The sequence below is a fragment of the Jiangella sp. DSM 45060 genome, assembly GCF_900105175.1.
Classification (GTDB): Bacteria; Actinomycetota; Actinomycetes; order Jiangellales; family Jiangellaceae; genus Jiangella.
Map to the genome: position 1 here is coordinate 4,344,394 of NZ_LT629771.1, position 26,075 is coordinate 4,370,468.

General features: G+C 73.3%; 29 protein-coding genes. 17 read left to right on the plus strand and 12 right to left on the minus strand.

Annotated elements, in window-relative coordinates; translation table 11 throughout:
* Window positions 1–299: 299 nt before the first annotated feature.
* Window positions 300–713 carry a Fur family transcriptional regulator gene (locus tag BLU82_RS19335; RefSeq protein ID WP_092622738.1) on the minus strand — a complete coding sequence of 138 codons (414 nt, stop codon included), beginning with the start codon at window positions 711–713 and terminating at the stop codon, window positions 300–302.
* Between the two features lie 332 nt (window positions 714–1,045).
* Here BLU82_RS19335 and BLU82_RS19340 point away from each other — a divergent pair, with 332 nt between their 5' ends.
* The 3 genes from BLU82_RS19340 to BLU82_RS19350 are packed head-to-tail and all read left to right on the plus strand — an operon-like array spanning window position 1,046 to window position 3,791.
* Window positions 1,046–2,035, plus strand: a complete 990-nt coding sequence (locus BLU82_RS19340) for a metal ABC transporter substrate-binding protein (RefSeq protein WP_092622739.1) — start codon at window positions 1,046–1,048, stop codon at window positions 2,033–2,035.
* Between the two features lie 14 nt (window positions 2,036–2,049).
* Window positions 2,050–2,805 carry a metal ABC transporter ATP-binding protein gene (locus BLU82_RS19345; protein WP_092622740.1) on the plus strand — a complete coding sequence of 252 codons (756 nt, stop codon included), beginning with the start codon at window positions 2,050–2,052 and terminating at the stop codon, window positions 2,803–2,805.
* Window positions 2,802–3,791 carry a metal ABC transporter permease gene (locus BLU82_RS19350; RefSeq protein WP_092622741.1) on the plus strand — a complete coding sequence of 330 codons (990 nt, stop codon included), beginning with the start codon at window positions 2,802–2,804 and terminating at the stop codon, window positions 3,789–3,791. Before BLU82_RS19345 ends, BLU82_RS19350 begins: the two co-directional genes overlap by 4 nt.
* Here BLU82_RS19350 and BLU82_RS19355 read toward each other — a convergent pair.
* Complete coding sequence (locus tag BLU82_RS19355) at window positions 3,788–4,519, minus strand: class I SAM-dependent methyltransferase (RefSeq protein WP_092622742.1); 732 nt, start codon at window positions 4,517–4,519, stop codon at window positions 3,788–3,790. The two genes, BLU82_RS19350 and BLU82_RS19355, sit on opposite strands and share 4 nt — an antisense overlap.
* A 58-nt stretch (window positions 4,520–4,577) precedes the next feature.
* Between BLU82_RS19355 and BLU82_RS19360 the strand changes: the two genes are divergently transcribed.
* On the plus strand, window positions 4,578–5,822 hold the full coding sequence (locus tag BLU82_RS19360) for an RNA polymerase sigma factor (protein WP_092622743.1): 1,245 nt from the start codon (window positions 4,578–4,580) through the stop codon (window positions 5,820–5,822).
* Between the two features lie 172 nt (window positions 5,823–5,994).
* Window positions 5,995–6,453, plus strand: coding sequence for a MarR family winged helix-turn-helix transcriptional regulator (locus BLU82_RS19365; RefSeq protein ID WP_092622744.1), 459 nt, complete (start codon window positions 5,995–5,997; stop codon window positions 6,451–6,453).
* A gap of 18 nt (window positions 6,454–6,471) precedes the next feature.
* On the opposite strand, the gene BLU82_RS19370 is transcribed toward BLU82_RS19365, so the two are convergent.
* The 9 genes from BLU82_RS19370 to BLU82_RS34275 form a co-directional block, all read right to left on the minus strand.
* Entirely contained in the window at window positions 6,472–7,257 is a 786-nt protein-coding gene (locus tag BLU82_RS19370; protein ID WP_231947534.1) for an isoprenyl transferase, read from the minus strand.
* Window positions 7,254–7,982, minus strand: coding sequence for a DNA repair protein RecO (gene recO, locus BLU82_RS19375; RefSeq protein WP_092622746.1), 729 nt, complete (start codon window positions 7,980–7,982; stop codon window positions 7,254–7,256). Before recO ends, BLU82_RS19370 begins: the two co-directional genes overlap by 4 nt.
* 310 nt (window positions 7,983–8,292) lie before the next feature.
* Window positions 8,293–9,072 (minus strand): sulfite exporter TauE/SafE family protein, encoded by a 780-nt coding sequence (locus tag BLU82_RS19380; RefSeq protein ID WP_092622747.1) that lies wholly within the window; start codon window positions 9,070–9,072, stop codon window positions 8,293–8,295.
* A 25-nt stretch (window positions 9,073–9,097) separates the two neighbouring features.
* Window positions 9,098–9,805, minus strand: a complete 708-nt coding sequence (locus BLU82_RS19385) for a GntR family transcriptional regulator (RefSeq protein ID WP_092622748.1) — start codon at window positions 9,803–9,805, stop codon at window positions 9,098–9,100.
* 3 nt (window positions 9,806–9,808) lie between these two features.
* A complete protein-coding gene (locus tag BLU82_RS19390) occupies window positions 9,809–10,288 on the minus strand; it encodes a PTS sugar transporter subunit IIB (protein ID WP_157741134.1) in 480 nt (159 codons plus the stop codon).
* Between the two features lie 11 nt (window positions 10,289–10,299).
* Window positions 10,300–11,466, minus strand: coding sequence for an N-acetylglucosamine-6-phosphate deacetylase (gene nagA / locus BLU82_RS19395; RefSeq protein WP_092622750.1), 1,167 nt, complete (start codon window positions 11,464–11,466; stop codon window positions 10,300–10,302).
* Between the two features lie 3 nt (window positions 11,467–11,469).
* Window positions 11,470–12,315: a PTS system mannose/fructose/sorbose family transporter subunit IID gene (locus BLU82_RS19400; RefSeq protein WP_092622751.1), complete on the minus strand. Its 846-nt coding sequence runs from the start codon at window positions 12,313–12,315 to the stop codon at window positions 11,470–11,472.
* An 11-nt stretch (window positions 12,316–12,326) separates the two neighbouring features.
* Window positions 12,327–13,100 carry a PTS sugar transporter subunit IIC gene (locus tag BLU82_RS19405; RefSeq protein WP_092622752.1) on the minus strand — a complete coding sequence of 258 codons (774 nt, stop codon included), beginning with the start codon at window positions 13,098–13,100 and terminating at the stop codon, window positions 12,327–12,329.
* On the minus strand, window positions 13,097–13,519 hold the full coding sequence (locus tag BLU82_RS34275; RefSeq protein WP_157741135.1) for a PTS sugar transporter subunit IIA: 423 nt from the start codon (window positions 13,517–13,519) through the stop codon (window positions 13,097–13,099). Before BLU82_RS34275 ends, BLU82_RS19405 begins: the two co-directional genes overlap by 4 nt.
* 151 nt (window positions 13,520–13,670) lie before the next feature.
* Here BLU82_RS34275 and BLU82_RS19415 point away from each other — a divergent pair, with 151 nt between their 5' ends.
* The 3 genes from BLU82_RS19415 to BLU82_RS19425 all read left to right on the plus strand — a co-directional run bounded on the left by BLU82_RS19415 (window position 13,671) and on the right by BLU82_RS19425 (window position 17,049).
* Window positions 13,671–15,677, plus strand: a complete 2,007-nt coding sequence (locus BLU82_RS19415) for a TPM domain-containing protein (RefSeq protein ID WP_172885650.1) — start codon at window positions 13,671–13,673, stop codon at window positions 15,675–15,677.
* A 63-nt stretch (window positions 15,678–15,740) separates the two neighbouring features.
* Window positions 15,741–16,472 (plus strand): PspA/IM30 family protein, encoded by a 732-nt coding sequence (locus BLU82_RS19420; RefSeq protein WP_092622754.1) that lies wholly within the window; start codon window positions 15,741–15,743, stop codon window positions 16,470–16,472.
* A gap of 88 nt (window positions 16,473–16,560) precedes the next feature.
* The gene (locus tag BLU82_RS19425; protein WP_092622755.1) at window positions 16,561–17,049 is read left to right on the plus strand and encodes a pyridoxamine 5'-phosphate oxidase family protein; all 489 of its coding nucleotides are present in this window, start codon (window positions 16,561–16,563) and stop codon (window positions 17,047–17,049) included.
* Between the two features lie 639 nt (window positions 17,050–17,688).
* On the opposite strand, the gene BLU82_RS19430 is transcribed toward BLU82_RS19425, so the two are convergent.
* Window positions 17,689–18,534, minus strand: coding sequence for a LysR family transcriptional regulator (locus BLU82_RS19430; protein WP_092622756.1), 846 nt, complete (start codon window positions 18,532–18,534; stop codon window positions 17,689–17,691).
* 81 nt (window positions 18,535–18,615) lie between these two features.
* Here BLU82_RS19430 and BLU82_RS34280 point away from each other — a divergent pair, with 81 nt between their 5' ends.
* The 9 genes from BLU82_RS34280 (at window position 18,616) to BLU82_RS19470 (ending at window position 26,064) form a co-directional block, all read left to right on the plus strand.
* The gene (locus tag BLU82_RS34280; RefSeq protein ID WP_157741136.1) at window positions 18,616–18,753 is read left to right on the plus strand and encodes a hypothetical protein; all 138 of its coding nucleotides are present in this window, start codon (window positions 18,616–18,618) and stop codon (window positions 18,751–18,753) included.
* Window positions 18,754–18,864: 111 nt separating this feature from the next.
* Window positions 18,865–20,385: an ABC transporter substrate-binding protein gene (locus tag BLU82_RS19435; RefSeq protein ID WP_092622757.1), complete on the plus strand. Its 1,521-nt coding sequence runs from the start codon at window positions 18,865–18,867 to the stop codon at window positions 20,383–20,385.
* A gap of 4 nt (window positions 20,386–20,389) precedes the next feature.
* Window positions 20,390–21,343, plus strand: a complete 954-nt coding sequence (locus BLU82_RS19440) for an ABC transporter permease (RefSeq protein ID WP_092622758.1) — start codon at window positions 20,390–20,392, stop codon at window positions 21,341–21,343.
* Window positions 21,340–22,185: an ABC transporter permease gene (locus BLU82_RS19445; RefSeq protein WP_092622759.1), complete on the plus strand. Its 846-nt coding sequence runs from the start codon at window positions 21,340–21,342 to the stop codon at window positions 22,183–22,185. The genes BLU82_RS19440 and BLU82_RS19445 overlap by 4 nt, the downstream gene beginning before the upstream one ends.
* A complete protein-coding gene (locus tag BLU82_RS19450) occupies window positions 22,169–22,960 on the plus strand; it encodes an ABC transporter ATP-binding protein (protein ID WP_092622760.1) in 792 nt (263 codons plus the stop codon). The genes BLU82_RS19445 and BLU82_RS19450 overlap by 17 nt, the downstream gene beginning before the upstream one ends.
* On the plus strand, window positions 22,957–23,757 hold the full coding sequence (locus BLU82_RS19455) for an ABC transporter ATP-binding protein (protein WP_092622761.1): 801 nt from the start codon (window positions 22,957–22,959) through the stop codon (window positions 23,755–23,757). Before BLU82_RS19450 ends, BLU82_RS19455 begins: the two co-directional genes overlap by 4 nt.
* Window positions 23,754–24,866 carry an LLM class flavin-dependent oxidoreductase gene (locus BLU82_RS19460; RefSeq protein ID WP_092622762.1) on the plus strand — a complete coding sequence of 371 codons (1,113 nt, stop codon included), beginning with the start codon at window positions 23,754–23,756 and terminating at the stop codon, window positions 24,864–24,866. The genes BLU82_RS19455 and BLU82_RS19460 overlap by 4 nt, the downstream gene beginning before the upstream one ends.
* Window positions 24,863–25,345 (plus strand): cupin domain-containing protein, encoded by a 483-nt coding sequence (locus BLU82_RS19465; RefSeq protein ID WP_092622763.1) that lies wholly within the window; start codon window positions 24,863–24,865, stop codon window positions 25,343–25,345. The genes BLU82_RS19460 and BLU82_RS19465 overlap by 4 nt, the downstream gene beginning before the upstream one ends.
* Entirely contained in the window at window positions 25,342–26,064 is a 723-nt protein-coding gene (locus tag BLU82_RS19470; protein ID WP_092622764.1) for an alpha/beta hydrolase, read from the plus strand. Before BLU82_RS19465 ends, BLU82_RS19470 begins: the two co-directional genes overlap by 4 nt.
* Window positions 26,065–26,075 lie beyond the last annotated feature (11 nt).

Here is a 26,075-nt window from a genome sequence, read left to right on the forward strand (position 1 = left end):
CGACCACCCGGAGACCGGCCCGCCGCCGGGTCTCGCCGGTCCGACACGCGACCCCGGCTCGCCGCCGGGTCCCGCCGGTGCGACACGCGACCCCGGCCCGCCGCCGAGTCCCGCCGGTCCGAGCCGTCCCGCCGGCCCGCCGCCCGCCACGTCCACCCTCGCACGCCGCCTCCTAATACGTATAAATAGGATGCGGACGACGTTACCGGGACGCTTCGGACCGGAGCAATGGCTCGCTCGCGCACCGACCGGGGTGCGGCTGAGCAGCGGTCACCTCGCAGCGGTGACCGGATTCGCCATCAGGAGGCGGCGCAGCGCGGGCAGGTGCCGAAGATCTCCAGCGTGTGCGACACCTCGGAGTAGCCGTGCTGGTCGGCGACGGACTTGGCCCAGCGCTCGACCGTGGGGCCGGCGATCTCGACCGTGGCGCCGCAGGACCGGCAGACCAGATGGTGGTGGTGCTCCTCGCGGACGCAGCGCCGGTAGACCGCCTCGCCGGCGTCGGAGCGGAGGACGTCGACCCGGCCATCGTCGGCGAGGGTCTGCAGGGTGCGGTAGACGGTGGCCAGTCCGACGCCGGCGCCACGGTCGCGCAGCAGGGCGTGCAGCTCCTGGGCGCTGATGAAGTCCTCGGTCTCGTCGAGCACCTCGTCGACAGCGGCGCGCTGCCGCGTCCGGCGGTGCTCCTTGGCCGGCTGTTCGCGTACCGTCACCTGGGTCGCTCCCTGTCGATTCTCATTACCAATGAGAGTCTAGCTCCGATCACCCTTCGGCGACGAGCGGTCCGCGCACAGGCGGACGAGGCGGTGGCCCGCAGCGCCCCCGCGGGACGCGCCCTCGCGCCGCGAGCCACCGCACCCCCGTGAGCACGCCTCCCGGCGCACCCGTGAGCACGCCTCCCGGCGCACCCGTGAGCGCACCTCGCGGCGCACCCTGGGCGCGGCCCTCGGCGACCGCACCCACTCCCCCAACGCGCGAGCCCCGCCGGGACGTTCCGAACCCGACGTTTTGACAATGGTTGTCAGTCTTGATGAGAATGTGTCCCATGAAGAACCGTCGTGCGGCGATGGCCGCGTTGAGCACCGCCGCCCTCGCCGGGCTCGTCCTCTCGGGCTGCGGCGACGACGCCGGCACCGCGAGCGGCGGCGACGGCCTCACCGTCGCCGCGTCGTTCTACCCACTGGCGTTCGTCACCGAACGTGTCGCGGGCGACCACGCCACCGTCGACAACCTCACGCAGGCCGGCGGCGAGCCGCACGACCTCGAGCTGACCGCCCGCCAGGTCGGCGAGATCTCCGACGCCGACCTCGTCGTCTACCTGGCCGGGTTCCAGCCGTCCGTCGACGAGGCGGTCGAGCAGAACGCCGAGGACCGCGCCGTCGACGTCGCGGGCCTGGTCGAGCTGCTCGACGAGCCGGAGCACGGCGACGAACACGAGGACGAGCACGGCGACGAGCACGAGGACGAGCACGCCGACGAGGAGAGCCACGAGGGCCACGACCACGGCGACCTCGCCGGCGACCCGCACATCTGGCTCGACCCCACGAACCTCGAGGCCATCGCGTCCGCCGTCGCCGACCGGCTGGCCGAGGCCGACCCGGACAACGCCGACGACTACCGCGCCAACGCCGACGCCCTCAACGCCGATCTGCAGGAGCTGGACCAGGAGTTCGAGACCGGCCTGGCGCAGTGCACGCAGCGGGTGTTCGTCGTCGCGCACGAGGCGTTCGGTTACCTCGCGCACCGGTACGACCTCGAGCAGATCGGCATCTCCGGCATCGACCCGGAGGCGGAGCCGTCGCCGGAACGGCTGGCCGAGGTCCACGACGTCGTGCGGGAGCAGGGCGTCACGACGATCTTCTACGAACGCCTCGTCAGCCCGGACGTCGCCGAGACGCTGGCCGGCGACCTCGGTGTGCAGGCCGCGGTGCTCGACCCGATCGAGGGCCTCACCGACGACACCGCCGACCAGGACTACTTCAGCCTGATGCGGGCCGACCTCGAAGCGCTGCGCGCCGCCAACGGGTGTACGTGAGTACCGTGACCCCCATGAGATCAGCCGTCGTCGACGTCCGCGGGTTGCGGGTCGAGCTCGACGATCGCCCGGTGCTGCACGGCGTCGACCTCAAGGTCGTCGAGGGCGAGGTCGTCACCCTGCTGGGCGCGAACGGCTCGGGCAAGTCGACGCTGGTCCGCGCGGCGGTCGGGCTGGTGCCGGCCGCCGCCGGCGAGGTGCGGCTGTTCGGCACGCCGCTGCGGTCGTTCCACGACTGGTGGCGGGTCGGCTACGTGCCGCAGCGCACGACGGCGGCGGGCGGGGTTCCCGCAACGGTGCGCGAGGTCGTCGCGGCGGGGCGGCTGGCCCGGCGCAAGCTCTTCCGACCGGCCCGCAAGGCCGACCGCGCCGCCGTCGACGCCGCGATCGAGCTGGTCGGGCTGTCCGAGCACGCCGGACGCAGCGTCGCCAACCTGTCCGGCGGGCAGCAGCAGCGGGTGCTGATCGCCCGCGCCGCCGCGTCCGAGCCCGACCTGCTGGTCCTCGACGAGCCCAACGCCGGCGTCGACCACCGCAGCCAGGAGGCGTTCGCCCGCGCGTTGCGCACGTTCGTCGCGTCCGGCCGCACGGTGCTGCTGGTGCTGCACGAGATGGGACCGCTGGCGCCGCTGGTCGACCGCGGCGTCGTGCTCGACGGCGGCCACGTCGTCCACGACGGCCCGCTGCCGACGCCGTCGATGACGCTGACCGGTCCACCCGACCACCACGACGACCACCGCGAGGACCACGGGGCGGGCCTGTTCGGATGAGCTTCCTCGACTACGACTTCATGCAGCGGGCGCTGATCGCGGCCGTCCTCACCGGCCTGGCCGCGCCCGCCGTCGGCACCTACCTGGTGCAGCGGCGGCTGGCGCTGCTGGGCGACGGGCTCGGGCACGTCGCGCTGACGGGTGTCGCCGTCGGCCTGCTGACCGGCTGGGCGCCGGTGTGGACGTCGGTGGCGGTGGCCGTGCTCGGCGCGCTGGCGATCGACTACGTCCGGGCCAAGGGCCGGGCCTCGGCCGACGTCGCGCTGGCCATGCTGTTCTACGGCGGCATCGCCGGCGGCGTGCTGATCACCGGGCTGGCCGGCAGCACGGCGGCGACGCTGAACACGTACCTGTTCGGTTCCATCACGACGGTCTCGCAGGACGACCTGTGGGTGGTCGCCGTCCTGGCCGCCGTCGTCATCGCGCTGGCCGTGGGACTGGCGCCGCAGCTGTTCGCGATCTGCCAGGACGAGGAGTTCGCCCGGGTCAGCGGCCTGCCGGTGCGCCTGTACAGCATGCTGATCGCCGTCATGGCCGCCGTCACCGTCACGGTGGCCATGCGGACGGTGGGGCTGCTGCTGGTCAGCGCGCTGATGGTGGTGCCGGTGGCGACGGCGCAGCAGCTCACCCGCAGCTTCCGGACGACGTTCGCGCTGGCCATGGTGCTCGGCGTGGTGCCGTCGCTGGGCGGCGTCGTGTTCTCCTACTACGTCGACGTCGCGCCGGGAGCGAGCATCGTCGTCGGGTCGCTGATCGGGTTCGTGCTGGCCTGGCCGGCCGGTTCGCTGCTGCGCCGGCGCCGGGCCCGCCGCTCCGTCAACGGCGAGGACCCTCGGGTCACCGGGGCGCACGTCACCGCCGAGCGGCACCAGCACCAGCACGACCCCGAGTGCGGCCACCCCACCGTCGAGCACGGCGACCACACCGACTACCTGCACGACGGCCACCTGCACGCCGCGCACGGCCGCCACTACGACGAGCACTAGGGCTTGCGCCAGACCGACACGTGACTCTCGCTCTCGGACGTGAAGGGGCTGCGGTCCCAGTCCGCCCAGCGGTGCTCCAGCTCCAGCCCGGCCAGCTGCGCCATCAGGTCGCACTCGGACGGCCAGACGTAGCGGAAGTTGCTCTCCCCGCGCCGGTACGAGCCGTCGGCCTCGCGGGAGAAGTGATGCGACGTGCCCTGCTGGGTGACGAGGTCCATGGTGTCGAAGCCCAGGTGGTCCGGGCCGACGTCGAACGGGACGGCGGACTGGCCGGGCGGGAAGCGGCGCAACGGCGGCACCCACAGCTCGATCACGAACCGGCCGCCGGCCGCCAGGTGCCGGGCGGCGTTGCGGAAGCAGGCCGCCTGCTCGGCCTGGGTGCGCAGGTTGGAGATCGTGTTGAACACCAGGTAGACCAGGCCGAACTCGCCGTCGACGCGGGTGGTCGCCATGTCGCCCACGACGACCGGGATACCGGCCGCGCCGGGCTTGCGGCGAAGCTGGTCCACCATCGGCCCGGACAGGTCGATCCCGGTGACGGGGACGCCGCGCGTGTGCAGCGGCACGGCGACGCGGCCTGTGCCGATGGCGAACTCCAGCGCGGCCGAGCCTCCGGCCAGGGAGGCGAGCAGCTCGACGGCGGGGTCGAGCCGTTCGGGCACGAACATCTCGGCCGAGGTCTCGTCGTAGCGGCGGGCGGTCTCCTCGTCCCATACATCGCTCGTCATGGCGAAAGTGTGGCGCTCTTCCGCGACGTTGTCGGTGGCATGGCCCACAATGGGGGCGATGGACGGGGGAATCGAGGACCTGCTGCGCGAGCAGGCGCCGCAGGTGCTGGGTGCGCTGGTGCGCCGCTACGGCCACTTCGACGCCGCCGAAGACGCCGTCCAGGACGCGCTGCTCGCGGCCGCCGTCCAGTGGCCCGACGACGGCGTTCCCGACAACCCGCGGGCGTGGCTCATCACCGTCGCGTCGCGCCGGCTGACCGACCAGCTGCGCAGCGAGTCGGCCCGGCGGCGGCGCGAAGAGAACGCCGCCGCGCTCACGCCGTCCGACGGTCAGTTCACCGCCCCGCCGGCCGACGAGCAGCCGCCCGACACCGACGACACGCTGACGCTGCTGTTCATGTGCTGCCACCCGTCGCTGTCGGCGCCGTCGCAGGTGGCGCTGACGCTGCGCGCCGTCGGCGGCCTCACCACCACGCAGATCGCGCGCGCGTTCATGGTGCCCGAGACCACCATGGGGCAGCGCATCAGCCGGGCCAAGCAGAGCATCAAGACCGCCGGCGCCCGGTTCGACCTCCCACCCGAGGAAGACCGCGCCGAGCGGCTGCGCGCCGTCCTGCACGTGCTCTACCTCATCTTCAACGAGGGCTACACCGCCACGTCCGGCGCCGACCTGCAGCACGTCGAGCTGGCCGCCGAGGCGATCCGGCTGACCCGCCAGGTGCACCGGCTGCTCCCGCGCGACGGCGAGGTCACCGGGCTGCTGGCGCTCATGCTGCTCACCGACGCGCGGCGCACGGCCCGCACCCGGCCCGACGGCAGCCTGGTGCCGCTGGCCGAGCAGGACCGCACCAGCTGGGACAAGGCCGCCATCGACGAAGGCGTCCTGCTGGTCACCGACGCGCTGCGCCACGGCGACCTCGGCCCGTACCAGGTGCAGGCGGCCATCGCGGCGGTGCACGACGAGGCGCCGGCCGCCGACGACACCGACTGGCCGCAGATCGTCGCGCTCTACGAGGTGCTGGCGCGCATCGCGCCCAACCCGATGGTGACGCTCAACCACGCCGTCGCGGTCGCGATGGTCGACGGGCCCGAGGCCGGGCTGGCGCTGCTCGAGACGCTGGCCGACGACAGCCGGCTGGCCGAGCACCACCGGCTCGAGGCCGTCCGCGCGCACCTGCTCGAGATGGCCGGCGACGCCGCCGCGGCACGGGCCGCGTACCGGCTGGCCGCACAGCGCACCACGAGCCTGCCCGAACAGCGCTACCTGGAAGACAAGGCGGCGCGGCTCACCGCGCCGGAATGATCAGATGGAAACAAAAATGAGGTTAGCGATTTCAGCCAGTGGTTTCCCGCACATAATGTGGTCATCAGGAATGCCGCGGTCGCGAATGTGCCCGCTGAACGGCGGACATGCCTGTCAATTTTCAGGTCGTTGCACGAGAACAAGTGAATCGTCGGTGTTCAGAGGAGTTGTCATGAACGCGTCGGAGGGGCCCGCGGAGCGGCACCCGATCGGGTACTGGCTCAAGCTGGTCGATCGCCTGATCGATCAGGGCTTCGACGCCGTCCTGGGCAGCGCCGCCGTCACGCCGCGGCACTGGCAGATCCTCAACCTGCTCGAGAACGGCCCGGCCACCTACGCGCAGATCGACGACGAAGCGGCGCTGTATCTCGCGCCGCACATGCCCACCGTCCGCCCTGTGGCCGACGACCTCTGCAACCGCGGCTGGGCCACCCCCGTCGGCCCCGACCGCGTCATGCTCACCGAGACCGGCGCGAAGGCGCTCACCGACATCCAGTCCCGGGTCGCGGCCGACCGTCAGCGGATCACCGAGGGCATCACCGACGACGAGTACCGCGCGGCCGTCGAGGTGCTGGCGCGCATGGCGACCAACCTGGGCTGGCGCGAAGAGCGCGACATGGGGCCGGTCTGACGGCGGTTCAGACCGCGTTCAGACGGCGGGCGCGGCGGGGTCGGCGCCGCCGTAGCGGCGGTCGCGCCGTGCGTACTGCTCGATGGCCGTCCACAGCTGGCGGCGGTCGAAGTCGGGCCACAGGGTGTCCATGAACACCATCTCGGCGTACGCCGACTGCCAGAGCATGAAGTTCGACGTGCGCTGCTCCCCCGACGGCCGGACGAACAGGTCGACGTCGGGGAGGTCGGGGTTGTAGAGGTAGCGGCCGAGGGTCCGCTCGTTCACCTTGTCGGGCCGCAGCCGCCCGGCGGCGACGTCGGCGGCCATCGCGGCGGCGGCGTCGCCGAGCTCGGCCCGGCCGCCGTAGTTGACGCAGAACTGCAGCGTGATGACGTCGTTGTCGCGAGTGCGCCGCTCGGCGTCCTGCAGTTCGCTGATGACGCTCTTCCACAGCCGCGGCCGCCGGCCGGCCCACCGGATGCGCACCCCGAGCGCGTCGAGCTCGGCGCGGCGGCGCCGGATGACCGTGCGGTTGAAGCCCATGAGGAAGCGCACCTCCTCGGGCGAGCGGCGCCAGTTCTCGGTGGAGAACGCGTACACGGACAGGCAGCGCACGCCGATCTCGATGGCCCCGTGGATGACGTCGAGCAGGACCGCCTCGCCGGCCTCGTGGCCCTTGGTGCGCGGCAGCCCGCGGGCGTTCGCCCAGCGGCCGTTGCCGTCCATGACGAGGGCGACGTGGGCCGGCACCAGGTCCGGCGGGACGGGCGGCGGGACGGCTCCGGACGGGTGCGGCGTGGGCGAGGTGTAGGTGCGCTTCACCGCTCCACCAGGCCGAGCGAGCGCAGCCCGCGCTCGAGGTGCCACTGCAGGAAGGCCGCCGTGATGCCGCTGGCCTCGCGCCGGGCCCGCGGCTGGCTGGAGTCGGCGACCGGCCAGTCGCCGGTGAGCAGCGCCGCCAGCAGCGCGATGGTGTCGCCGGCCGGGGCGACGGTGCCGGCCGGCCGGCACGAGCCGCACACCATGCCGCCGGCCTGGACCGAGAACAGCCGGTGCGGTCCCCGGGCGTCGCAGCGGGCGCAGTCCTCGAAGCTGGGCGCGAACCCGGCGATGGACAGCCCGCGCAACAGGAACGCGTCGAGCACCAGCCCGGGGTCGTGGGTGGCGCCGGCCAGCGTGCGCAGCGCGCCGACCAGCAGCAGGTACAGCTGCACGGCCGGCTCGCGCTCCTCGGCCGTGAGCCGTTCCGCGGTCTCGAGCATGGCGGTGCCCGCGGTGTAGCGGCCGTAGTCGTCGGTGATGTTCATGCCGTACGGCGCGATGGTCTCGGCCTGCGTGACGATGTCGAGCGTGCGGCCCGTGGCGAACTGGCAGTCGACGTGCATGAACGGCTCGAGCCGCGCGCCGAACCGGCTGGTGGTGCGCCGCACGCCCTTGCCCACGGTGCGGATGCGGCCGTTGCCCCTGGTGAGCAGCGTGACGATGCGGTCGGCCTCGCCCAGCTTCTGGGTGCGCAGCACGACCCCTTCGTCACGGTAGAGACTCACGCGCCCTCCTGACCAGCACCCACGTCGTCACTGTAGTCCGTGCCGCCGACAGACCGGCGGACACCCGCTGTCGTGTCCGGGCGCTATGCGTAGTACGCGTAGGTCGCGTTGACCTGACTGGTCCAGAAGGCGAGCTTCTGATCCGCCGTCGGCTTCGGCGGCAGGAGCTTCAGCTCGACGGCGAGCCGGTAGAAGCCCGCTCAGCCAGGAACTCGGTCGTCGCGACCACCAGGTCGTTCCATTCGAGTTCGTCCCGGCCCCAGATTATGGGGTCGGGCTGGTGAGCGGGCCGGACACATCCGTCGCACCGTCAGTCCAGCAGCTCGTGCCCCAGCGACACGACGGCGACCACGATGATGAGGCTGCGCAGCACCCAGTCGGGCAGGGCCTTGGCCAGCCGTCCGCCGCTGTAGCCGCCGATGGTGGCGCCGACCGCCATCACCGCGACGGCGAGCCACTCGACGTCGGCGTGGCCGAGGAAGTAGGCGATGGTGAAGCCGGTCGCGGCGGTGACGTTGACCGTCAGCGTCAGCAGGTTCTTGATCCCGTTCGTGCTGTTCAGCGGCCGCCCGCTGAACGCGCTCAGCGCACCGAGCAGCAGGATGCCCTGCGCGGCCGCGAAGTAGCCGCCGTAGATGGAGCAGCCGAGGATCGAGACGCGTAGGCCCCGGCTGCCGAACGGGTTGTCGCCGGCGCGCGAGGCCGCGCGCGCACGGGCCATGGCCGCGAGCCGGGGCTGCACGATCACCAGCAGCAGCGCGAACCCGATGAGGATCGGCACGATGACGTCGAGGGCGCCGGAGCTGGTGGTGAGCAGCAGGACGGAGCCGATGACGCCGCCGATGACGGAGATGTAGCGCAGCGCGCGGATGTGCCGGCGGTCCTCGCGCAGCTCCTTGCGGTAGGCGAGGGTGCCGCCGAGCGCGGACGTCACCATGGCGATGGTGTTGGTGGTGACGGCCGCGGCGGGGTCGAGGCCGAGGGCGAGCAGGACGGGCAGGGTGACGAGGGAACCGGAGCCGACGGCGCCGTTGATCGACCCCGCCGCCAGGGCAGCGAGCAGCAGCAGGCAGAGCTCTATTGCGGACATGACTCTCTTTCAGCCGGCGCTCCGGCTACTGACCGGTGAACTCCAGCAGGTCCCTGGAGTGGTCGATGTGGTTCAGCATGAGGTCGCCGGCGAGGTCGGCCTCGTGGGCGGCGACGGCGTCGAGGATGGCCCGGTGCTCCGCCCACGAGGACGGCGCCCGGTTGGCGATGATGGTGGAGAGGTACCAGCCGGCCCGCCGCTCGAGGTCGGCGAGCAGCGCCAGCGAGACGCGGTTGGCGCCGATCTCGGTGATGGCCCGGTGGAACGCGCGGTTCAGCTCGAGCAGCCGCCGCGGGTCGTCGCCCCGGCTCGACGCCTCGAGCCCTTCCGCGTAGATGGCCTCCAGCCGCCGCACACCGTCGTCGTCGACGTTCTGGGCGGCCAGCCGGCAGCTGTCGGACTCGAGGAGGGCCCGGACGTGGAACACCTCGCGCGCCTCGCGGGCGGTCGGCTCGTGCACGAACGCGCCGCGTCCGGCCCGCAGGTCGACGAACCCGGCGACGGACAGCGACTGCAGCGCCTCGCGCACCGGTTGCCGGCTGACGCCCAGCAGCTCGGCGATGGACTCCTCGGCCAGGTGCTCGCCGGGCGCCAGCTTGCCGAAGACGATCAGCTCCTCGACGGCCTGGCGCACCTGCTCGCGCAGGCTGGCCCGGCGCATGACCGGGACGTCGCCGCGGGACAGCTGCCCGGCGACGCCGGGTCGCACGTCGAGGGAGTCGGAGGCGGCCATGGCTCAGAGTCCGGCAACGAGCTTGCCGAGGTCGGTGCGCGCGGTGCCGGGCAGCCACTGCGCCTCGAGGCGGACGCCCTGCTCGGACAGCTCGCGCCAGATGGCGATCTCGTCGTCGGTGGCGTGCACCTCTTTGGTCAGCCGCTGCCGGCCCGGCCCGGTGTGCACGTTGCCGACGTTGACCTCGGTCATCTTCAGGCCGGCGTCGCGCAGCGCCTTCAGCTCCGTGGGCCCCTTGACGACGATGATCGTCTTCACGTCGGACGTGGACTGCTCGACGATGCGCGCGGAGTCGGCGATCGTCAGGATGTCGGCGCGAACCCCGGCCGGCACCGCGAGGAGCATCAGGTTCTTCTGCGTCGGGTTGGCCGCCGTGGCGTCGTCGGCCACCAGGATCTGCTGGATTCCCAGCGCCTGCGTCCATCCCATGACGACCTGGCCGTGGATCAGCCGGTCGTCGACGCGGATCAGAGCGATGTCCATCTCGTTCCTCTCTAGGGCCTTTCCCATTGTCCATGCAGGATGGAGTGGATGATCGCCGCCTCGTCGTCGACGACGATCAGGTCGGCCCGCAGCCCCACGGCCACGGCGCCGCGGTCGGTGAGCCCCAGCGACCTCGCCGGGTGCCGCCCGGCCGTGTCGAGCGCCAGCGGCAGCGGCACGCCGGCCGCGAGCAGCACCCGGACGCCGTCGATCAGCGTCGACGTGCTGCCGGCGATGCCGCCGGTGTGCGTGAAGGCGCGGCCGCCGGTCATCCGCACCGGCGTGCCGTCCCAGCGGTGGTGGTCGCCGTCGGGCAGGCCGGACACGTCGGTGCCGTCGCTGACCAGCATCAGCCGGTCGCGCACCCCGGGCAGCGCGGCGAGCGCGCCGAGCAGTTCCGGCGCGACGTGCAGGCCGTCGGCGACGACCTCCAGGTGGACGGGCTCGGCGGCGAGCAGTGCCGGCACCGGGCCGGGGCTGCGGTGGTGGATCGGCGGCATGGCGTTGAACAGGTGGGTGGCCCGCCGGGCGCCCCACTCGACGGCCGCGCGGGCCTGCTCGAACGTGGCGGCGGTGTGGCCGACGGAGACCCGCACGCCGGCCGCCGCGAGGGTGCGGACGGCGGCCTCGGCGTGCGGGAGCTCCGGCGCGACGGTGACGACCCGCAGCGCGCCGCCGGCCGCGTCGAGCAACGCGGCGACGCGCTCCGGCGACGGCTCGACCAGGTGCTCCTGCTGGTGCACGCCGCGGAAGTCCGGGCTGAGGAACGGCCCTTCCAGGTGGACGCCGAGCAGGTCGGCGCCGCCGGGGCCGGCCGGCCCGGTCAGCGCGGCCAGCCCGCGCACCGACTGCAGGACGCGGTCGAACGGCACCGACGCGGTGGTGGCGACGAACGACGTGACGCCGGCCGCGCGCAACCGCCGTCCGATCGCCGCTACCGAGTCCGCGTCGGCGCTCATCACGTTGTGCCCCAGGCCGCCGTGCACGTGGGTGTCGACGAGGCCCGGCGCGACGATCAGCCCGTCGACGTCGATCCGCTCGACACCCGGCGCGGCGTCGTCGGACGGCCCGGCCGCGGCGACGAGCCCGGCCCGGACGTGGACGGCGCCCGCCTCCAGCCGGCCGTCAGGCAGCAGCACCCGCCCGCCGGTCAGCACGTACTCGTCGGTCCCGGGCACGGCTCAGGCCGCCAGGATGCCGAAGTAACCGAACACCAGGCCCGCGACCAGCGTGCCGAGCAGCACCCAGACCGGCGACACCCGGCGCCTGATCAGCGCGTACACGATCAGCGTCGCGATCAGCGGCAGCAGCGCCGGCAGCACGAGGTCGAGCTGGTCCTGCAGTGCGATGGTCTGCTCGCCACTGGTGTACGACCACGGCGTGGTGACCTTGAGCATCGTCGCCACCAGCGCGCCGGTGACCGCGAGGCCGACGATCGTCGCGCCCTGCTTGATCTGGTCGATCTGCGCCGGCGACAGCTTCTCGAAGAACTGCATGCCGGTGCGGTAGCCGGTGGCGGTGCCGCCGACGCGCATGAGCACCTGGATGGCCAGCAGCGCCAGGAAGAAGATGATCGGCCCGGCGATGTTGCCGTCGATGGCCAGCCCGGCGCAGACCGCGGCCAGGATCGGCCGGATGGTGCCGAAGATCAGCGAGTCGCCGATGCCGGCCAGCGGCGCCATGAGCCCGACCTTGACGGAGTTGATCGCCTCGTCGTTCAGGTCAGTGGCGCCCTTGGCGCGCTGCCGCTCCATGGAGGCGGTGACGCCGGCGATCGGGCCGACCACCCACGGGTTGGTGTTGAAGTAGACCATGTGCCGCTGGTAGGCGGCGGCGCGGTCGACGGGGTCGGGGTAGAGGCGGTCCAGCGTCGGGCGCATCATCCACCAGAACCCGAGGTTCTGGAACCGCTCGTAGTTGAAGCCGCCCTGCAGCAGCAGGCCGCGCACCGTCAGACGGCGGATCTCGCCGCGCTCGTCGTCCAGTTGCTCCGGCGCCTCGGTGGCGATGGTGGCGTTCTCGGTCATGTCTCCTCCGCTCAGATCAGCGCCGACGACTGCGGGCTGGACGGCGACTGCGGCGTCTGCGGCGTGCGGTTCCGCAGGATCGTGACGACCAGCGCGGTCGCGATGATGGCGACGCCGATCACCGTGAAGTCGGTGAACGCGGCGACGGCGAACCCGGCGAAGAAGACCGGGAACAGCGCCTTGTTGTAGAGCACCGACAGCAGGATCCCGAAGCCGACGGCGGGCAGCAGCGCCGCGGACGTGTTCAGCGCGTTCTGGACGTCGTCGCTGAGCGCGTTGAGCACGCCCTCCAGCGCGTTGGCGCCGAACTGCAGCACCAGGAAGGTCGGCACGAAGTAGGCGAGGAAGTGGATCGCGTTGCCGATCCAGATGATGCCCAAGATCGTGCGTCCTCGTGCTTGTGCCGCTGCCGCGTCGGCGCGGTGCACCAGGAACGAGCAGACGGTCTTGGCGAACAGCTCGCAGAACGTGCCGAGCACCGCCGCCGGAACCGCGGCCACGAGCGCCGTCTCAGCACCCTGACCGGCGGAGATGGCCAGCGCCGTGCCGACGGCCGCGCCGATGGCGACGTTGGGCGGCGCGGTGCCGCCGAAGGTCGCGGCGCCGATGAAGATCAGCTCCAGGGTGCCGCCGACGATCAGCCCGGTCTCGAGGTCGCCGGCGATGAGGCCGACGATCGGGCCGAGGATGATCGGCCGCTCCAGCTGCGGGTCGCCGAGGATCCGGCGCGCCAGGTAGGCCAGCGCGACCACCAGAGCGATGAGGAACGCCTGCCAGAGTGTCACGACACTCCTCCTTCCGGCCGGACGAGGGCGCCGGCGTCGCGGATTCCGTCCTGTCCCGCCGTGACGGCGCGGGCGGCCAGCTCCGGCGCCGACGCGGTGCCCGCGGCCAGCGCCAGATCGATGAGCATGGGCAGGTTGACGCCGGTGACGGCGTCGGCCCGGCCGGCCGCCGCCTCGGCGAGCGCGACCCGCGCGGGCGAGCCGCCGAGGACGTCGGCCAGGATCAGCACCTCCCCGGGCTCGCCGGCGGGGTTCGCCCGCTCGATCACCGCGGCCACGCGTGCGGTGAGGTCCTCGACCCCGGTGCCCACCGGGAAGTCGACGGGATGCACGTGCTCAGTCGAGCCGACGATCATCTGCGCCGTCTCGACCAACGACGTAGCGAACGAACCGTGGCCCGTCACGACGATTGTTGTCATCCATACTGCATACAGTATGGAGTGAGGCCGCTGCAACCCGAGATGGGGCGAGCGGCGCCCCGTCCGCGACCGCACCGCACGAGGGGCGGCCGCAGGCCGAATCCATCGGAATCGATTGTGCGACCACCCCTCACCAGGCAGGATGACACTCGTGACTGCCACGCGTTGGCGGGGGCTGGTAACGCTCGTCGTAGTCGCGTTCACCACGTTCCTCGTCGCCGGCCCAGCGGTGGCCGAGCCGCCCTTCAACGTCCCGGGTGCCATCACGGACCGGGCCGGAGCGCTGTCGGGCGACGACGAGCAGCGCGTCCAGGCGGCGTTCGACCGCCTCACCGACGACGCCGGGCTGCAGATGTTCGTCGTCTACGTCGAGAGCTTCGACGGCCTGGACGGCCAGACGTGGGCGAACGACACCGCCACGGCGTCCGGGCTGGGCACCGACGACATCCTGCTCGCGGTCGCGCTCGAGGACCGCTCGTTCGGCATCTCCGTCACCGACGAGCTGGACCTCACCGACGACCAGCTGGCCGAGGTGCGGCAGGACGACATCCGCCCGGCGCTCAGTGACGAGGACTGGGCCGGTGCGGCCATCGCCGGCGCCGACGGGTACCGCGAGGCCGCCACCGGCTCCGGCGGCGGCTCGGCCACGCCGTGGGTGGTCGGCGGCGTGGTGGTGGTCGGCGCGGGCGCCGCGGGCTGGTGGGCGCTGCGCCGCCGCCGTCGCGACCAGGCCGGCGCGCCGGTCGGCCCGGACGGGCAGCCCGTGGACGAGTTGGCCGGGCTGTCGGCGGACGAGCTGGACAAGCGCGCCAGCGCGGCACTGGTCGACATCGACGACGCGCTGAAGACGTCGGAGCAGGAGCTGGGGTTCGCCCAGGCGCAGTTCGGCCTCCAGGCCACCACCGAGTTCAGCGAGCTGCTGGCCACGGCGAAGACGCGGGTCGCCGACGCGTTCACGCTGCGGCAGCGGCTGGACGACAGCGAGCCGGAGACCGATCAGCAGCGGCGGGCGATGACGACCCAGATCATCGTGACCTGCCGCGAGGTCAGCGACGCGCTCGACGCCCAGGTCGAGGCGTTCGACCAGCTCCGCGACCTGCAGGCGCGGGCGCCGGAGGTGCTGGCCGAGACCGCGCAGCGCGCCACCGAGGTCGAGCAGCGGCTGCCCGCCGCCCGGGCCCAGCTCGAGCAGCTGGCGCTCGGCTACCAGCCGGCCGCTCTGGCGTCGGTGAGCGGCAACCCGGACCAGGCGGCCCGGCTGCTGACGGCGGCGCACGAGGCCGTCGCGGCGGGTCAGGAGTCGCTGCGGACGGACGACCGCGCAGCCGCCGTCGCCCAGGCCAGGGCCGCTGAGGACGCCGTCGGACAGGCCGCCACGCTGCTCGACGCGGTCGCGAGCGCCAAGGACGAGCTGGAGACCGCCGGCGAGCGCATCGGCAAGGCGATCGAGTCGGTGTCGCTGGACATCGCCGACGCCGCGCGGCTGGCGCCGTCCGACCCGGCGATCACGACCGCCAGCGCGACCGCTCAGCAGGCCGTCGCCGCCGGACGCGCCGCCGGGCAGGGCGACCCGCTGGCCGCGCTGCGGCAGCTGGCCGAGGCCGAGACGGCGCTGGACGATCTGCTCGACCCCGTACGGGCGGCGGCCGAGGAGGCCGAGCGCGCCCGCACCGCCCTCGCCGAGACCGTGGGACGGGTGACGTCGCAGGTCAAGGCCGTCAACGACTTCATCGAGACGCGGCGTGGCGCGGTCGGCACCGAGGCGCGGACCCGGCTGTCCGAGGCGGCCCGCCACCTCGCGCAGGGCCAGTCGCTCGCGACGTCGGACCCGGCGGCCGCGCTCAACGCCGTCAACCGCGCGGATCAATTGTCGCGGCAGGCGCAGCAGCTGGCCGAGCAGGACGTCGGCCAGTGGCAGCGGCAGCAGAACCCGGGGCGCGGCGGCGGCGACCTCACGTCGATGATCCTCGGCGGCATCCTGATCAACTCGATGGGCCGTGGCGGCGGGATGTTCGGCGGCGGCTCCTCCGGCGGCTTCGGCGGCGGCTCCTCCGGCGGCTTCGGCGGCGGGCGTCCTTCCGGCGGCGGCCGCCGTTCGCCGGGCAGCTTCGGAGGGGGCGGCACCCGCGGCCGCCGGGGAGGCGGTGGGCGGTTCTGACCCTGCGCACTGCCTTTCATCCGATCGCGGCTCCACGGGGGGCCAGGAACGAAGGACGACATCATGGCTGAGAAGCAATCCATTCTCGGGCGCATCTCCCAGCTGGCGAAGGCCAACATCAACTCGCTGCTGGACCGCGCCGAGGACCCCGAGGTCATGCTCGACCAGATGGTCCGCGACTACACCGACAACATCGCCGAGGCCGAGCAGGCCGTCGCGCAGACCATCGGCAACCTGCGGCTGGCGGAGCAGGACCACGCCGAGGACGTCCGCGCCGCCGCCGAGTGGGGCAACAAGGCGCTGGCCGCGTCGCAGCGCGCCGACCAGCTGCGCGCGAGTGGCGACACCGCCGACGCGGACAAGTTCGACAACCTCGCCAAGGTCGCCATCGGCAAGCAGATGGGGTTCGAGTCCGAGGCGAAGACGGCCGAGCCGATGATCGCGTCGCAGCGCGAGGTGGCCGAGAAGCTCAAGGCCGGCCTGGTGGGCATGAAGGACAAGCTCAGCGACCTGAAGAACAAGCGCGACGAGCTGGTCGCGCGGGCCAAGAGCGCCCAGGCGCAGGCCCAGGTGCAGGACGCGGTGCGCTCCATCGACATCTTCGACCCCACCAGCGAGGTCTCCCGGTTCGAGGAGAAGGTGCGGCGGCAGGAGGCGCAGGTCGCCGGCGCCGCCGAGGTCGCCGCGTCGTCCATCGACCAGCAGTTCGAGGAGCTCGAGGACAGCGCGACGTCGGTGGAGGTCGAGGCCCGGCTGGCCGACCTCAAGCGCGGTGCGCCCGCCATCGGCAGCTGACGCTTCCAGGGGACTGTCACTTCGAGGTGCCCGACGCACTTCGAAGTGCCGTCTTCCGCCCCGGCCCGCGGCGTTCGACGATGACGGGGTGACCACCGCGTACGCCGACCTCCGCCCCGACGTCGACCGGATCCTCGCCGGCATCGTCTACGCCACCATGACCACGGTCGACCAGCGGCACCGGCCGCGCTCGCGGGTCCTCATCCCCGTCTGGGAGGTGGCCGGCGGCGCGCCGCTGGGCTGGCTGGCCACTTTCCCGACGCCGGTGAAGGTGGCGCACCTGGCCGCGAACCCGCACGCGACGTTCTCGTACTGGAGCGCCGCCCAGGACACCGTCGCCTTCGACACCACCGCCGCCTGGGTGGACGACCCGGAGACGAAGCGGCGGGTGTGGCGGCTCTACGAACAGGGCAGCCCCCGCGGCGTCGGCTACCCGCCGGGCCGGTTCTGGGCGGCAGCGGAGCACGAGTCGTTCGGCGTGCTGCGCCTGGAGCCGTATCGCGTGCAGGTGCTGCTCGGCCGCGACCTCGCCGCCGGTCGGCCGTCGCGCATCTGGACGGCGCCGGCCCGCGCTTGATGCTCTGTCGCCGTTCGCCGGCGTGCTCTAGTTCGCCGCTTTGCGGCAGTTGGCCGTCCCCCTGCTGCCCATTCTCTTAGCCGCGCACGCGCGCCTCAAGTCCGCGCCGTTGTGGTCGGTGTTCACTGTTGTCGGGGGCTTGGACTTGACCCGCGCGCACGCGGCCTAAGAGCGGGCAGCTATCAGGGGGACGGGGGAAGTGCGGGCACAGCCCGCCCAGTGCGCCGTTCGCCAGCCGTCCGGCGCACCGTTGGCCGGTTCGCGCCGACGCCGGCAGCCCCGGCGGCGGGTTTGCCCGACTTCGATAGCGGGTGTTGCGTTATGGGCCCTGTTGCGGGCCGATCGCGTGGGTTCTGGCTATCGAAGTCGGTCCCGCGGCGGCTCATCAACTCGTTGGCGGGTGCGGGCCACGGTGGACCAGGCGACGGCCGCCGACGTCGGGGTGTGCCCAGTCCTTCCCCGTCCCCCTGATAGGTGCCCGTTCTTAGGCCGCGTGCGTGCGGGTCAAGCGGTCGTCGTCGCGCGAAGCGCCGAATAGTCCGCTTGAGGCGCGCGTGCGCGGCTAAGAGAATGGGCATCAGGGGGACGGCCAACTGCCGCATAGCGGCCCACTGCCGCCACTCCCCGGCGCACTGGAGCTCACGAACCCGCCACCACCTGCTCGACCGCAGCGGCGGCGACGGAGGCGAGCGACGACGGCGCGCCGGCGCGGACGCGGACCCGCAGCGCGGCCGGCTGGATCGGCGGCAGCCCGGCCAGCGGCGCCAGTCCCTCCGGCCGCCCACCCACCCCCGCCAGCACCGCCACCCCGAGGCCGGCCCGGGCGGCCGCCAGGATGCCCGCGAGGTACGCCGCCTCGCAGGCGATCGCCGGCTCCCGCCCGGCCGCGCCGAGCGCCTCGACCGCCCGCCGCCGCAGGGCGCAGGGCTCGTCGAACACGACCAGGGGCAGCGGTTCGCCGGGCGGCGGCAGCCGGAAGCCGGGCGCGGCGTACCAGCGCAGCGGCAGCCGTCCGGCGAACGTGCCGCGGTCGGCGCTGAGCACGACCGCCACGTCGACGCTGCCGTTGTCGACGGCTTGGGCGAGCCGGCCGCTGCGGTCCAGCCGGAACCGGACCTGCCGCCGCGGGAACGCCGCCCGCAGCGCCGTCGCGATCTCGGGCAGCAGCTGGTCGGCGGCGTGCTCGGAGGAGCCGACGACGAGGACGCCGTCGGAGGACTCGACGCCGAGCCGGCGCAGGGCCTCGTCGTGCGCGGTGAGGATGCGCCGGGCCTCGGCCAGCAGCGCCTCGCCCGCGGGCGTGAACCGGCCGCGCCGCCCGTCGCGGACGACGAGTGGCCGGTCGAGCACCTTCTCCAGCTTGCGTAGGTGCTGGCTGACGGCGCTCTGGGTGATGTGCAGCGCGGCGGCGGCGCGGTGGAATCCGCCGCACTCGGCGACGGCGACGAGGCTGCGCAGCGGCACGATGTCGAGGACCGCGCTCATGGACCGATCAGCGTTCGCGATCGATCACGATCAGTATTCGATGTTGGACAGATCGGGGCCGATCCCCTCAGAATCGTTCGCATGGCCCCACTCCAGGACACCGCCACCGGCGAGCGGCTCGCTCGCACGGCGCTGCGGCACGTCCTGGAGCCGGCCCGCATCCTGACGGTCCGGCGCAGCGTCGACCTGCTGCGCACGGCCAGCGCGCTCTGTCGCTGAGCTCCCACTCCGGCACCACCTCGCTCGCCTGACGGCGGGCGGCCGTCTGCCGCCATGCCGTAAAGCCTAGTAAATCCATCGGCTTTAAGTATTTCAACGGAGCGTCCATCGATGAGAACCCGCACGCTGACCACCGTCCTCGCCGCCCTGCTCCTGCTGGCCGGCTGCGCGGGCGACACCTCGCCCACCAGCCAGGGCGCGACCGGCCAGAACGCCGCCGGCGGCAGCCTCACCTGGGGCTGGCACCTCCCGTCGACCTGGGACCCGGTGACGTCCACCGTCGGCCAGGACGTGCACGTGCTGTCGCTCGCCTACGCGGCGCTGACCAAGCAGGACGTCGACGGCAACGCGGTGCCCGCGCTGGCGGAGAGCTGGACGTACAACGAGGCCGGCGACGAGGTCACCTTCACCCTGCGCGAAGGGCTGACGTTCACCGACGGCACCCCGCTCGACGCGGAGGCGGTCAAGGCGAGCCTGCTGCGCGGCCGCGACGCCCCGGACTCGACGATCGGCGCCCAGCTCGGCGTCGTCACCGACATCAGGGTCGACAGCCCCACCGAGGTGACGCTGCTGCTCAACCAGCCCGACTACCAGATCCCGCTGCTGCTCTCGGGCAAGACCGGGATGATCGTCAGCCCGACCGCGGTCGAGAACGACGTCGACGGCCTCGCCACGCGGCCCGTCGGCGCCGGGCCGTTCACGCTGGACGAGTACGTCCCGGCCTCGCACGCCACGCTGCACAAGAACGAGGACTACTGGGACGCCGACGCCATCCTGGTCGACGACTTCGAGCTGCGGGTGCCGCCGGATCCGACCGTCGCCGTCGCGGGCATCCAGTCCGGCCAGTTCGACGTCGCCGTCATCCCGCCGGCGCAGCTCGAGGCGGCCCGGGCGGCCGGGCTCGAGGTCGACGTCATCGACGTGTTCACCGTGCGGGTGCTGGACGTCAACAACACCGTCGAGCCGTTCGACGACCCGCGCGTCACGCAGGCGATCAGCCACGCGATCAACCGCCAGGAGCTGGTCGACGTCGCGTTCTTCGGCGAGGGCGACCCGAACTGGCAGCCGTTCCCGCGCGACTACCTTGCCTGGAACGAGGAGCTGGACCAGCTGTACCCGTTCGACCAGGACCGCGCCCGCGAGCTGCTGGCCGAGGCCGGCTACGCCGACGGTGTCGCCGTCACGCTCACCACCAGCGCCGAGAACGACCCGCTGGCCGAGCTGCTGCAGCAGCAGCTCCAGGCGGTCGGCATCGACGTGACGCTGGAGGTCGCGACGCCCGGCGCGAACAACTACGTGACCCGGCAGTACCCGTTCGTCGTGGACAGCTTCTCCGGCCGCGAGTCGCCGCTGCAGTCGCTGGAGGTGCTGTTCGGGCCGGAGGGGCTGATGAACCTGGGCCGCAACGCGCCGCCGGAGATCCAGGCCGCCATCGACGTCGCCCGCTCCACCCCGCTGGACGACCCCGGCTACGAGCAGGCCGTCCAGGACGCCGTCGCCGCCGCCGTCACCACCATGCCGAACACGTTCCTGTTCACCTGGCCGCGGATCTTCGCCCGCGACCCGTCCGTGCACGGCCTCGAGCACTACATCGGCACCCAGCGGTTCGAGGGCGTCACGGTGGGGCGGTGACGGTGTGCGCGCACTCCACACGGTGGGCAGGGCGGCGCTGATCGCGGTCCCCGTCCTGCTGATCTCGACCTTCATCACGTTCGGTCTGGGCGCGCTGAGCGACCAGAACCCGGCCGCGGCCGCCATGGGCGAGACGGCGACGCAGGCCGACATCGACCGCCTCAACCACGAGTTCGGGCTGGACCGGCCGTTCCTGGAGCGGTACGTGACGTGGATCGGCGACGCGCTCACCGGAGACCTCGGCCGGTCCTGGTTCACCCACATCCCGGTGGCCGAGAGCATCGGGCAGCGGCTGCCGGTCAGCCTGTCGATCGCGGCGCTGGCGCTGCTGCTGGCAGTCGTGCTGGGCGCGGCGGCCGGCATCGGGGCGGCGCTGACGGCAGGCAGCTGGTTCGACCGGGCGGTGACGGCGGTCTGCGCGGCGCTGTCGACGATCCCGGCGTTCGTGGCCGGCATCGGGCTCATCGTCGTGTTCGCGGTGCTGCTGCCGGTCCTCCCCGCCGGCGGGTACGTGCCGCCGTCGCAGGGCGTGGGGCCGTGGCTGACGTACCTGCTGCTGCCCGCGGTCGCGCTCAGCCTGGACAGCGCCGCCGACCTCGCCCGCCAGCTGCGCACCGGCCTGGTCACGACGCTGCGGGAGAACTACGTCACCGGCGCGGTCGTCCGCGGCCTCGGCCCGCGCCGGGTGGTGTTCGGGCACGCGCTGCGCAACGGCGCCGGCCCGGCGGTCGCGGTGCTCGGGCTGCACGTGCCGCGGCTGATCGGCGGCGCCGTCATCACCGAGACGGTGTTCGCGATGCCGGGTCTCGGGCAGCTGGCGACGACCGGCGCGTTGCAGGGCGACGTGCCGGTCGTGCAGGGGACGCTGCTGGTGGCGATCGCGCTGGTGCTGGTCTCCAGCGTGCTGGTCAACGTGGCGCTGGCGCGGCTGCGGCCGGCATCGGGGCGGACGGCATGAGTGCGCTGCGACTGGCCGTCCGGCAGCGTGCGGCGAAGATCGCGCTGGCGGTGCTCGGCGTCGTCGTGCTGCTGATGGTCGCGGGGTCGTGGCTGGCGCCGTACGACCCGCTGCACCAGGACACGTCGGCGATCCTGGCCGGCCCGAGCGCGGAGCACTGGCTGGGCACCGACTACGTGGGCCGCGACGTGCTCAGCCGGCTGCTGGCCGGGTCGCGGCTGTCGGTGATCGCCGCCGCGGAGGCGGTCGGGCTGGGGCTGCTGCTCGGTGTGCTGCCCGGGCTGGCGTCGGTGTACCTCGGGCGGGTCTTCGAGTGGCTGTCGCTGCGGGTGATGGACGGGCTGATGGCGCTGCCGTTCATCATCTTCGCGATCGCCGTGGCGGCGCTGCTCGGCAACGGACTGCACCAGGCCATGTTCGCCGTCGGAGTGCTGATGGCGCCGTCGTTCTACCGGGTCACCCGCGCCGCGGCGATCGGGCTGCGCCAGGCGCAGTACGTCGAGGCGGCGACGCTGTTCGGCGCGACCCGCTGGCGGATCGTCCGCACCCACGTCTGGCAGAAGGTGCTGCCGACGGTCGTGGTGACGACGGCGACGGCGATGGCCGGCGCGCTGCTGGTGGTGTCGTCGCTGACGTTCCTCGGCATCGGCGTGCAGCCGCCGGCGCCGACGTGGGGCGGGATGCTGGCCAGCGACCTCGGCTACCTCAGCCAGCGCCCGTTCGGCCCGGTCGCGCCGGCGCTGCTGATCATCGTCACCGTCGCCGCGCTCAACGCGCTGGCCGACGCCATCACCGTCGACCCCGCCACCACCCAGGAGGCCCCGGATGCTCTTCGTCGATGACCTGCACCTGAGCACCACCGGCGGCACCGAGCTGGTGCACGGCGTGAGCTTCGCCCTCGCGCCTGGCGAGGCGATCGGCCTGGTCGGGGAGTCCGGCAGCGGCAAGACGCTGACCTGCCGGGCGATCCTGGGTGTCCCGCCGCCGGGCGTCACCGTCAGCGGCGGCACGATCCGGCTGGCCGGCGACGACGTCGCCCACTACACGCGGCGGCAGTGGGACCGCGCTCGCGGGCCGCGGATCGCCGCCGTCTTCCAGGACCCGGCGTCGTACCTGAACCCGTCGCTGACGGTGGGCCGCCAGCTCGGCGAGGTGCTGCGGGTGAAGAACGGCCTGCACCGCCGGGTCGCCAAGGCGCGGGCCGTCGAGCTGCTGGCGTCGATGGGGCTGCACCGGCCCGAGCACGTGCACGACCAGTACCCGTACGAGTTGTCCGGCGGCATGCTGCAGCGCGTCCTCATCGCGATCGCCGTCTCCGGCGACCCGGACCTGCTGATCGCCGACGAGGCGACGACGGCGCTGGACGTCACCGTCCAGGCCGAGGTGCTGAACCTGATCGCGGCGCTGCGGGCCGAACGCCGGCTGTCGCTGCTGCTGGTGTCGCACGACCTCGCCGTCGTGGCGCAGCTGTGCGACCGCGTCGTCGTGCTGCGGGACGGGCGGGTGGTGGAGTCCGGGCCGACCCGCCAGGTGCTCGACGACCCCGCCGACCCGTACACCCGCGCGCTGGTCGCCGACCACCGCGAGTACGGCCTGCACCGGCTGGTGGCCCGATGACCGCGCTGGAGGTGGACGGCGTCGAGGTCCGGCTGGGCCGCCGCGCGACGACGCCCATCCTGCACGGCGTCGACCTCACCGCGCGCTCCGGCGAGATCGTCGGGCTGATCGGCGAGACCGGGTCCGGCAAGACGACGCTGGCCCGGGCGGTGGCCGGGCTGGCGTCGTTGCACGCCGGCGCCGTCCGCGTCGACGGCACGCCGGTGTCCGGGCTGCGCGGCGCCGAGCTGCGGCGGTTCCGCCGCAGTGGGAGCGTCCAGTACGTGTTCCAGGACCCGCTGCGCTCGCTCGACCCGGACGTGACGGTGCTCGACTCCGTCGCCGAAGGACTGGCGATCCGCGGCGACGGCCAGGGCGCGGACCGGCGGGCGCGCGCCGTCACCGCGCTGGAGCAGGTCGGGCTGGACCCCGCGCTCGGCGACCGGCTGCCTGGACGGCTCTCCGGCGGCCAGCGCCAACGCGTCACGATCGCCCGCGCGCTCGCCGTCGGCCCCCGGGTGCTGCTGCTGGATGAGCCGGTCAGCGCGCTGGACGCGGCCAACCGCAACCACGTGCTGCGGCTGCTGGACCGGCTGCGGCGCGAGCGCGAAGTGGCGATCGTGCTGATCACGCACGACCTCGGCTCGCTGGCCGGCATCGCCGACCGGATCGTCGTGCTCTACCACGGCCGTGTCGTCGAGGAGGGCCCGGCCGCGCGGGTGCTGCTCGAGCCCACCCACCCCTACACCCAGCGGCTGATCGCGTCCGTCCCGAGCATCGACGGACCCCGTCCCATCTACGCAAGGAGCACGACATGACACTGGAAGTCCTCGGCATGGTCGGCACCAAGGAGGGCTCGGAGAGCCTCGGCTGGCGCCCCGGCCCGGTCGTCGACGCCGCCTACCTGAGCCGGTTCGCGCAGGCGCACGAGCTGGCCGGCTTCGACCGGGTGCTGATCGGCTACAGCGCGTCCTCGCCGGACGGCTTCGCCATCGCCGCCTCCGTGCTGCACCGGACCGAGCGGCTCAAGGTGCTCATCGCGCACCGGCCCGGGTTCGTGCAGCCGACGCTGGTGGCCCGCAAGCTGGCCACGCTGGACCAGCTGACCGGCGGCGGCCGCGTCGCGATCCACCACATCACGGGCGGCAGCGAACAGGACCAGCAGCGCGACGGCGACTACGTCGAGAAGGACGCACGGTACCGCCGCACCGGCGAGTTCATCGAGGTGCTGCGCCGCACGCTCACGTCGGCCGAGCCGTTCGACCACGAGGGCGAGTTCTACCGCTACACCGGCGCGTTCAGCACGGTGAAGCCCGCGACGCCGGACGGCATCCCGGTGTACTTCGGCGGCCAGTCCGACGCCGCCGTCGAGACCGGTGCCCGGCACACCGACGTCTACATGCTGTTCGGCGAGCCGCTGGCGGCGACGGCCGAGCGGATCGCGCTGATCCGCGCCCGCGCCGCCGAGCTGGGCCGGACGGTCGAGTTCAGCCTGTCGACCCGGCCGATCGTCGCCGACACCGAGGACGCCGCCTGGGCCCGGGCCCGCGAGATCTACGACCAGGCGGTCGAGGTCAAGTCGCGCGCGGGCACGGACGACGGCTGGTGGGGCCCGCGCCGCCGCGGCGGCGAGCGCAATGCCGTCTCGTCGAACCGGCTGCAGGAGCACGCCGCCGTCCAGGACGTGCACGACGAGCGGCTGTGGTTCGGCATCACCAAGCTGTTCGGCCCGACCGGCAACTCGACCGCGCCCGTCGGCACGCCGGCGCAGGTGGCCGAGGCGCTGCTGAAGTACTACGACCTCGGCGTCACGAGGTTCCTCATCCGCGGCTTCGACCCGGTGAACGACGTGCTGCGCTGGGGCGAGGACCTGGTGCCGCTGCTGCGCTCCGGCGCCGCCTCGCGGGCGGGGACGGCGGCCGCATGAGCGTCGACTCCGTCGAGAACGGCAACCGAGTCTGGCACGGGCGGCTCGAGCACGTCCGCGGCGCCGGGCTGTCGTCGGACACCGCGCAGACGTCCGGGATGAAGCGGTTCGAGGCGATCTCCGGCCAGACCGTCGGGTCGTCGAAGCTGTGGATGGGCCGCACCGACGTCGCGCCCGCCACCAACTCCGGCGACCACCACCACGGCGAGGCCGAGACCGCCATCTACGTGAAGGCCGGGCACCCGGTGTTCGTCTTCGCCGACGGCGACCAGGAGATCCGCATCGAGACCGAGCCGGGCGACTTCGTGTTCGTGCCGCCGTACGTGCCGCACCGCGAGGAGAACCCGTCGCCGGACGAGGAGGCGGTCGTGGTGATCGCCCGCAGCACCCAGGAGGGCATCGTGGTCAACCTGCCCAGCCTGTGGGCGACGGACGGGGTCGCGGCCGACGCCGAGTGCGCGCCGGAGGTGGACGCATGAGCGTCGTCGAGACGGCTCCCGGTGTCGTCGCGTTCGACCCGCCCGGCGGGGTGACGGCGCGCGGGACGGTCGTCGTGCTGCCCGGGCGGGGTGAGCACGGCGGCGTGTATGAGCGGTTCGGCCAGCGGCTGGCTGCCGACGGGTACGTGGTGCGGGCACTGGGCGAGGGCCCGGCGACGGCGTCCGCGGCGGGCGTCGCGGTGGCGGCCGTGCTGGCCGTCGCGGGTCTCCCCCGGCCGTACGTGCTGGCCGGCTCGGACACCGGCGCGGTGCTGGCGCTGGCCGTGGCCGGCCCGCTCGGCGCCGACGCGGTCGTGGTGGCCGGCTACCCGGTCGCCGGCGGGTCGGCCACGGCCGGCGGGTCGGCCGAGACCGGGATCGAGGCCCGCACGGCCTGCCCGGTGCACGCCGGCCGGCTGCGCGACGACCCGCGGTTCGTCGCCGCGGCGCTGGCCGGCCCGGTGCCCGACGGCGGGCCGCTCGACGCCGTCGAGGTGCCGGTGCTGGCGCTGCACGGCGCCGCCGACACCGTCAGCCCCTACCGGGCCGCCCGGGCCGCGCTGTCCGCCGTGCCCGGCCTCGTGCTGGTGACGCTGGCCGGCGGCCGGCACGACGCGTTCAACGACCGGTCGCACCGCACCGCCGCGGCGCACGTCGTGCTGTTCCTGGAGGACCTGCGCGCCGGTTCCGCCGTCGCCGCCTCCGAACGCCTGGACTGACTCTCGCATCC

What these genes read in the sequence shown, in the direction of transcription:
- BLU82_RS19340 (WP_092622739.1), top strand. Translation starts at nt 1,046, where the DNA reads ATGAAGAACCGTCGTGCGGCGATGGCCGCGTTGAGCACCGCCGCCCTC.
- BLU82_RS19345 (WP_092622740.1), top strand. Translation starts at nt 2,050, where the DNA reads ATGAGATCAGCCGTCGTCGACGTCCGCGGGTTGCGGGTCGAGCTCGAC.
- BLU82_RS19350 (WP_092622741.1), top strand. Translation starts at nt 2,802, where the DNA reads ATGAGCTTCCTCGACTACGACTTCATGCAGCGGGCGCTGATCGCGGCC.
- BLU82_RS19355 (WP_092622742.1), bottom strand. Translation starts at nt 4,519, where the DNA reads ATGACGAGCGATGTATGGGACGAGGAGACCGCCCGCCGCTACGACGAG.
- BLU82_RS19360 (WP_092622743.1), top strand. Translation starts at nt 4,578, where the DNA reads ATGGACGGGGGAATCGAGGACCTGCTGCGCGAGCAGGCGCCGCAGGTG.
- BLU82_RS19365 (WP_092622744.1), top strand. Translation starts at nt 5,995, where the DNA reads ATGAACGCGTCGGAGGGGCCCGCGGAGCGGCACCCGATCGGGTACTGG.
- BLU82_RS19380 (WP_092622747.1), bottom strand. Translation starts at nt 9,072, where the DNA reads ATGTCCGCAATAGAGCTCTGCCTGCTGCTGCTCGCTGCCCTGGCGGCG.
- BLU82_RS19385 (WP_092622748.1), bottom strand. Translation starts at nt 9,805, where the DNA reads ATGGCCGCCTCCGACTCCCTCGACGTGCGACCCGGCGTCGCCGGGCAG.
- BLU82_RS19390 (WP_157741134.1), bottom strand. Translation starts at nt 10,288, where the DNA reads ATGGACATCGCTCTGATCCGCGTCGACGACCGGCTGATCCACGGCCAG.
- BLU82_RS19400 (WP_092622751.1), bottom strand. Translation starts at nt 12,315, where the DNA reads ATGACCGAGAACGCCACCATCGCCACCGAGGCGCCGGAGCAACTGGAC.
- BLU82_RS34275 (WP_157741135.1), bottom strand. Translation starts at nt 13,519, where the DNA reads ATGACAACAATCGTCGTGACGGGCCACGGTTCGTTCGCTACGTCGTTG.
- BLU82_RS19420 (WP_092622754.1), top strand. Translation starts at nt 15,741, where the DNA reads ATGGCTGAGAAGCAATCCATTCTCGGGCGCATCTCCCAGCTGGCGAAG.
- BLU82_RS19430 (WP_092622756.1), bottom strand. Translation starts at nt 18,534, where the DNA reads ATGAGCGCGGTCCTCGACATCGTGCCGCTGCGCAGCCTCGTCGCCGTC.
- BLU82_RS34280 (WP_157741136.1), top strand. Translation starts at nt 18,616, where the DNA reads ATGGCCCCACTCCAGGACACCGCCACCGGCGAGCGGCTCGCTCGCACG.
- BLU82_RS19435 (WP_092622757.1), top strand. Translation starts at nt 18,865, where the DNA reads ATGAGAACCCGCACGCTGACCACCGTCCTCGCCGCCCTGCTCCTGCTG.
- BLU82_RS19445 (WP_092622759.1), top strand. Translation starts at nt 21,340, where the DNA reads ATGAGTGCGCTGCGACTGGCCGTCCGGCAGCGTGCGGCGAAGATCGCG.
- BLU82_RS19450 (WP_092622760.1), top strand. Translation starts at nt 22,169, where the DNA reads ATGCTCTTCGTCGATGACCTGCACCTGAGCACCACCGGCGGCACCGAG.
- BLU82_RS19455 (WP_092622761.1), top strand. Translation starts at nt 22,957, where the DNA reads ATGACCGCGCTGGAGGTGGACGGCGTCGAGGTCCGGCTGGGCCGCCGC.
- BLU82_RS19460 (WP_092622762.1), top strand. Translation starts at nt 23,754, where the DNA reads ATGACACTGGAAGTCCTCGGCATGGTCGGCACCAAGGAGGGCTCGGAG.
- BLU82_RS19465 (WP_092622763.1), top strand. Translation starts at nt 24,863, where the DNA reads ATGAGCGTCGACTCCGTCGAGAACGGCAACCGAGTCTGGCACGGGCGG.
- BLU82_RS19470 (WP_092622764.1), top strand. Translation starts at nt 25,342, where the DNA reads ATGAGCGTCGTCGAGACGGCTCCCGGTGTCGTCGCGTTCGACCCGCCC.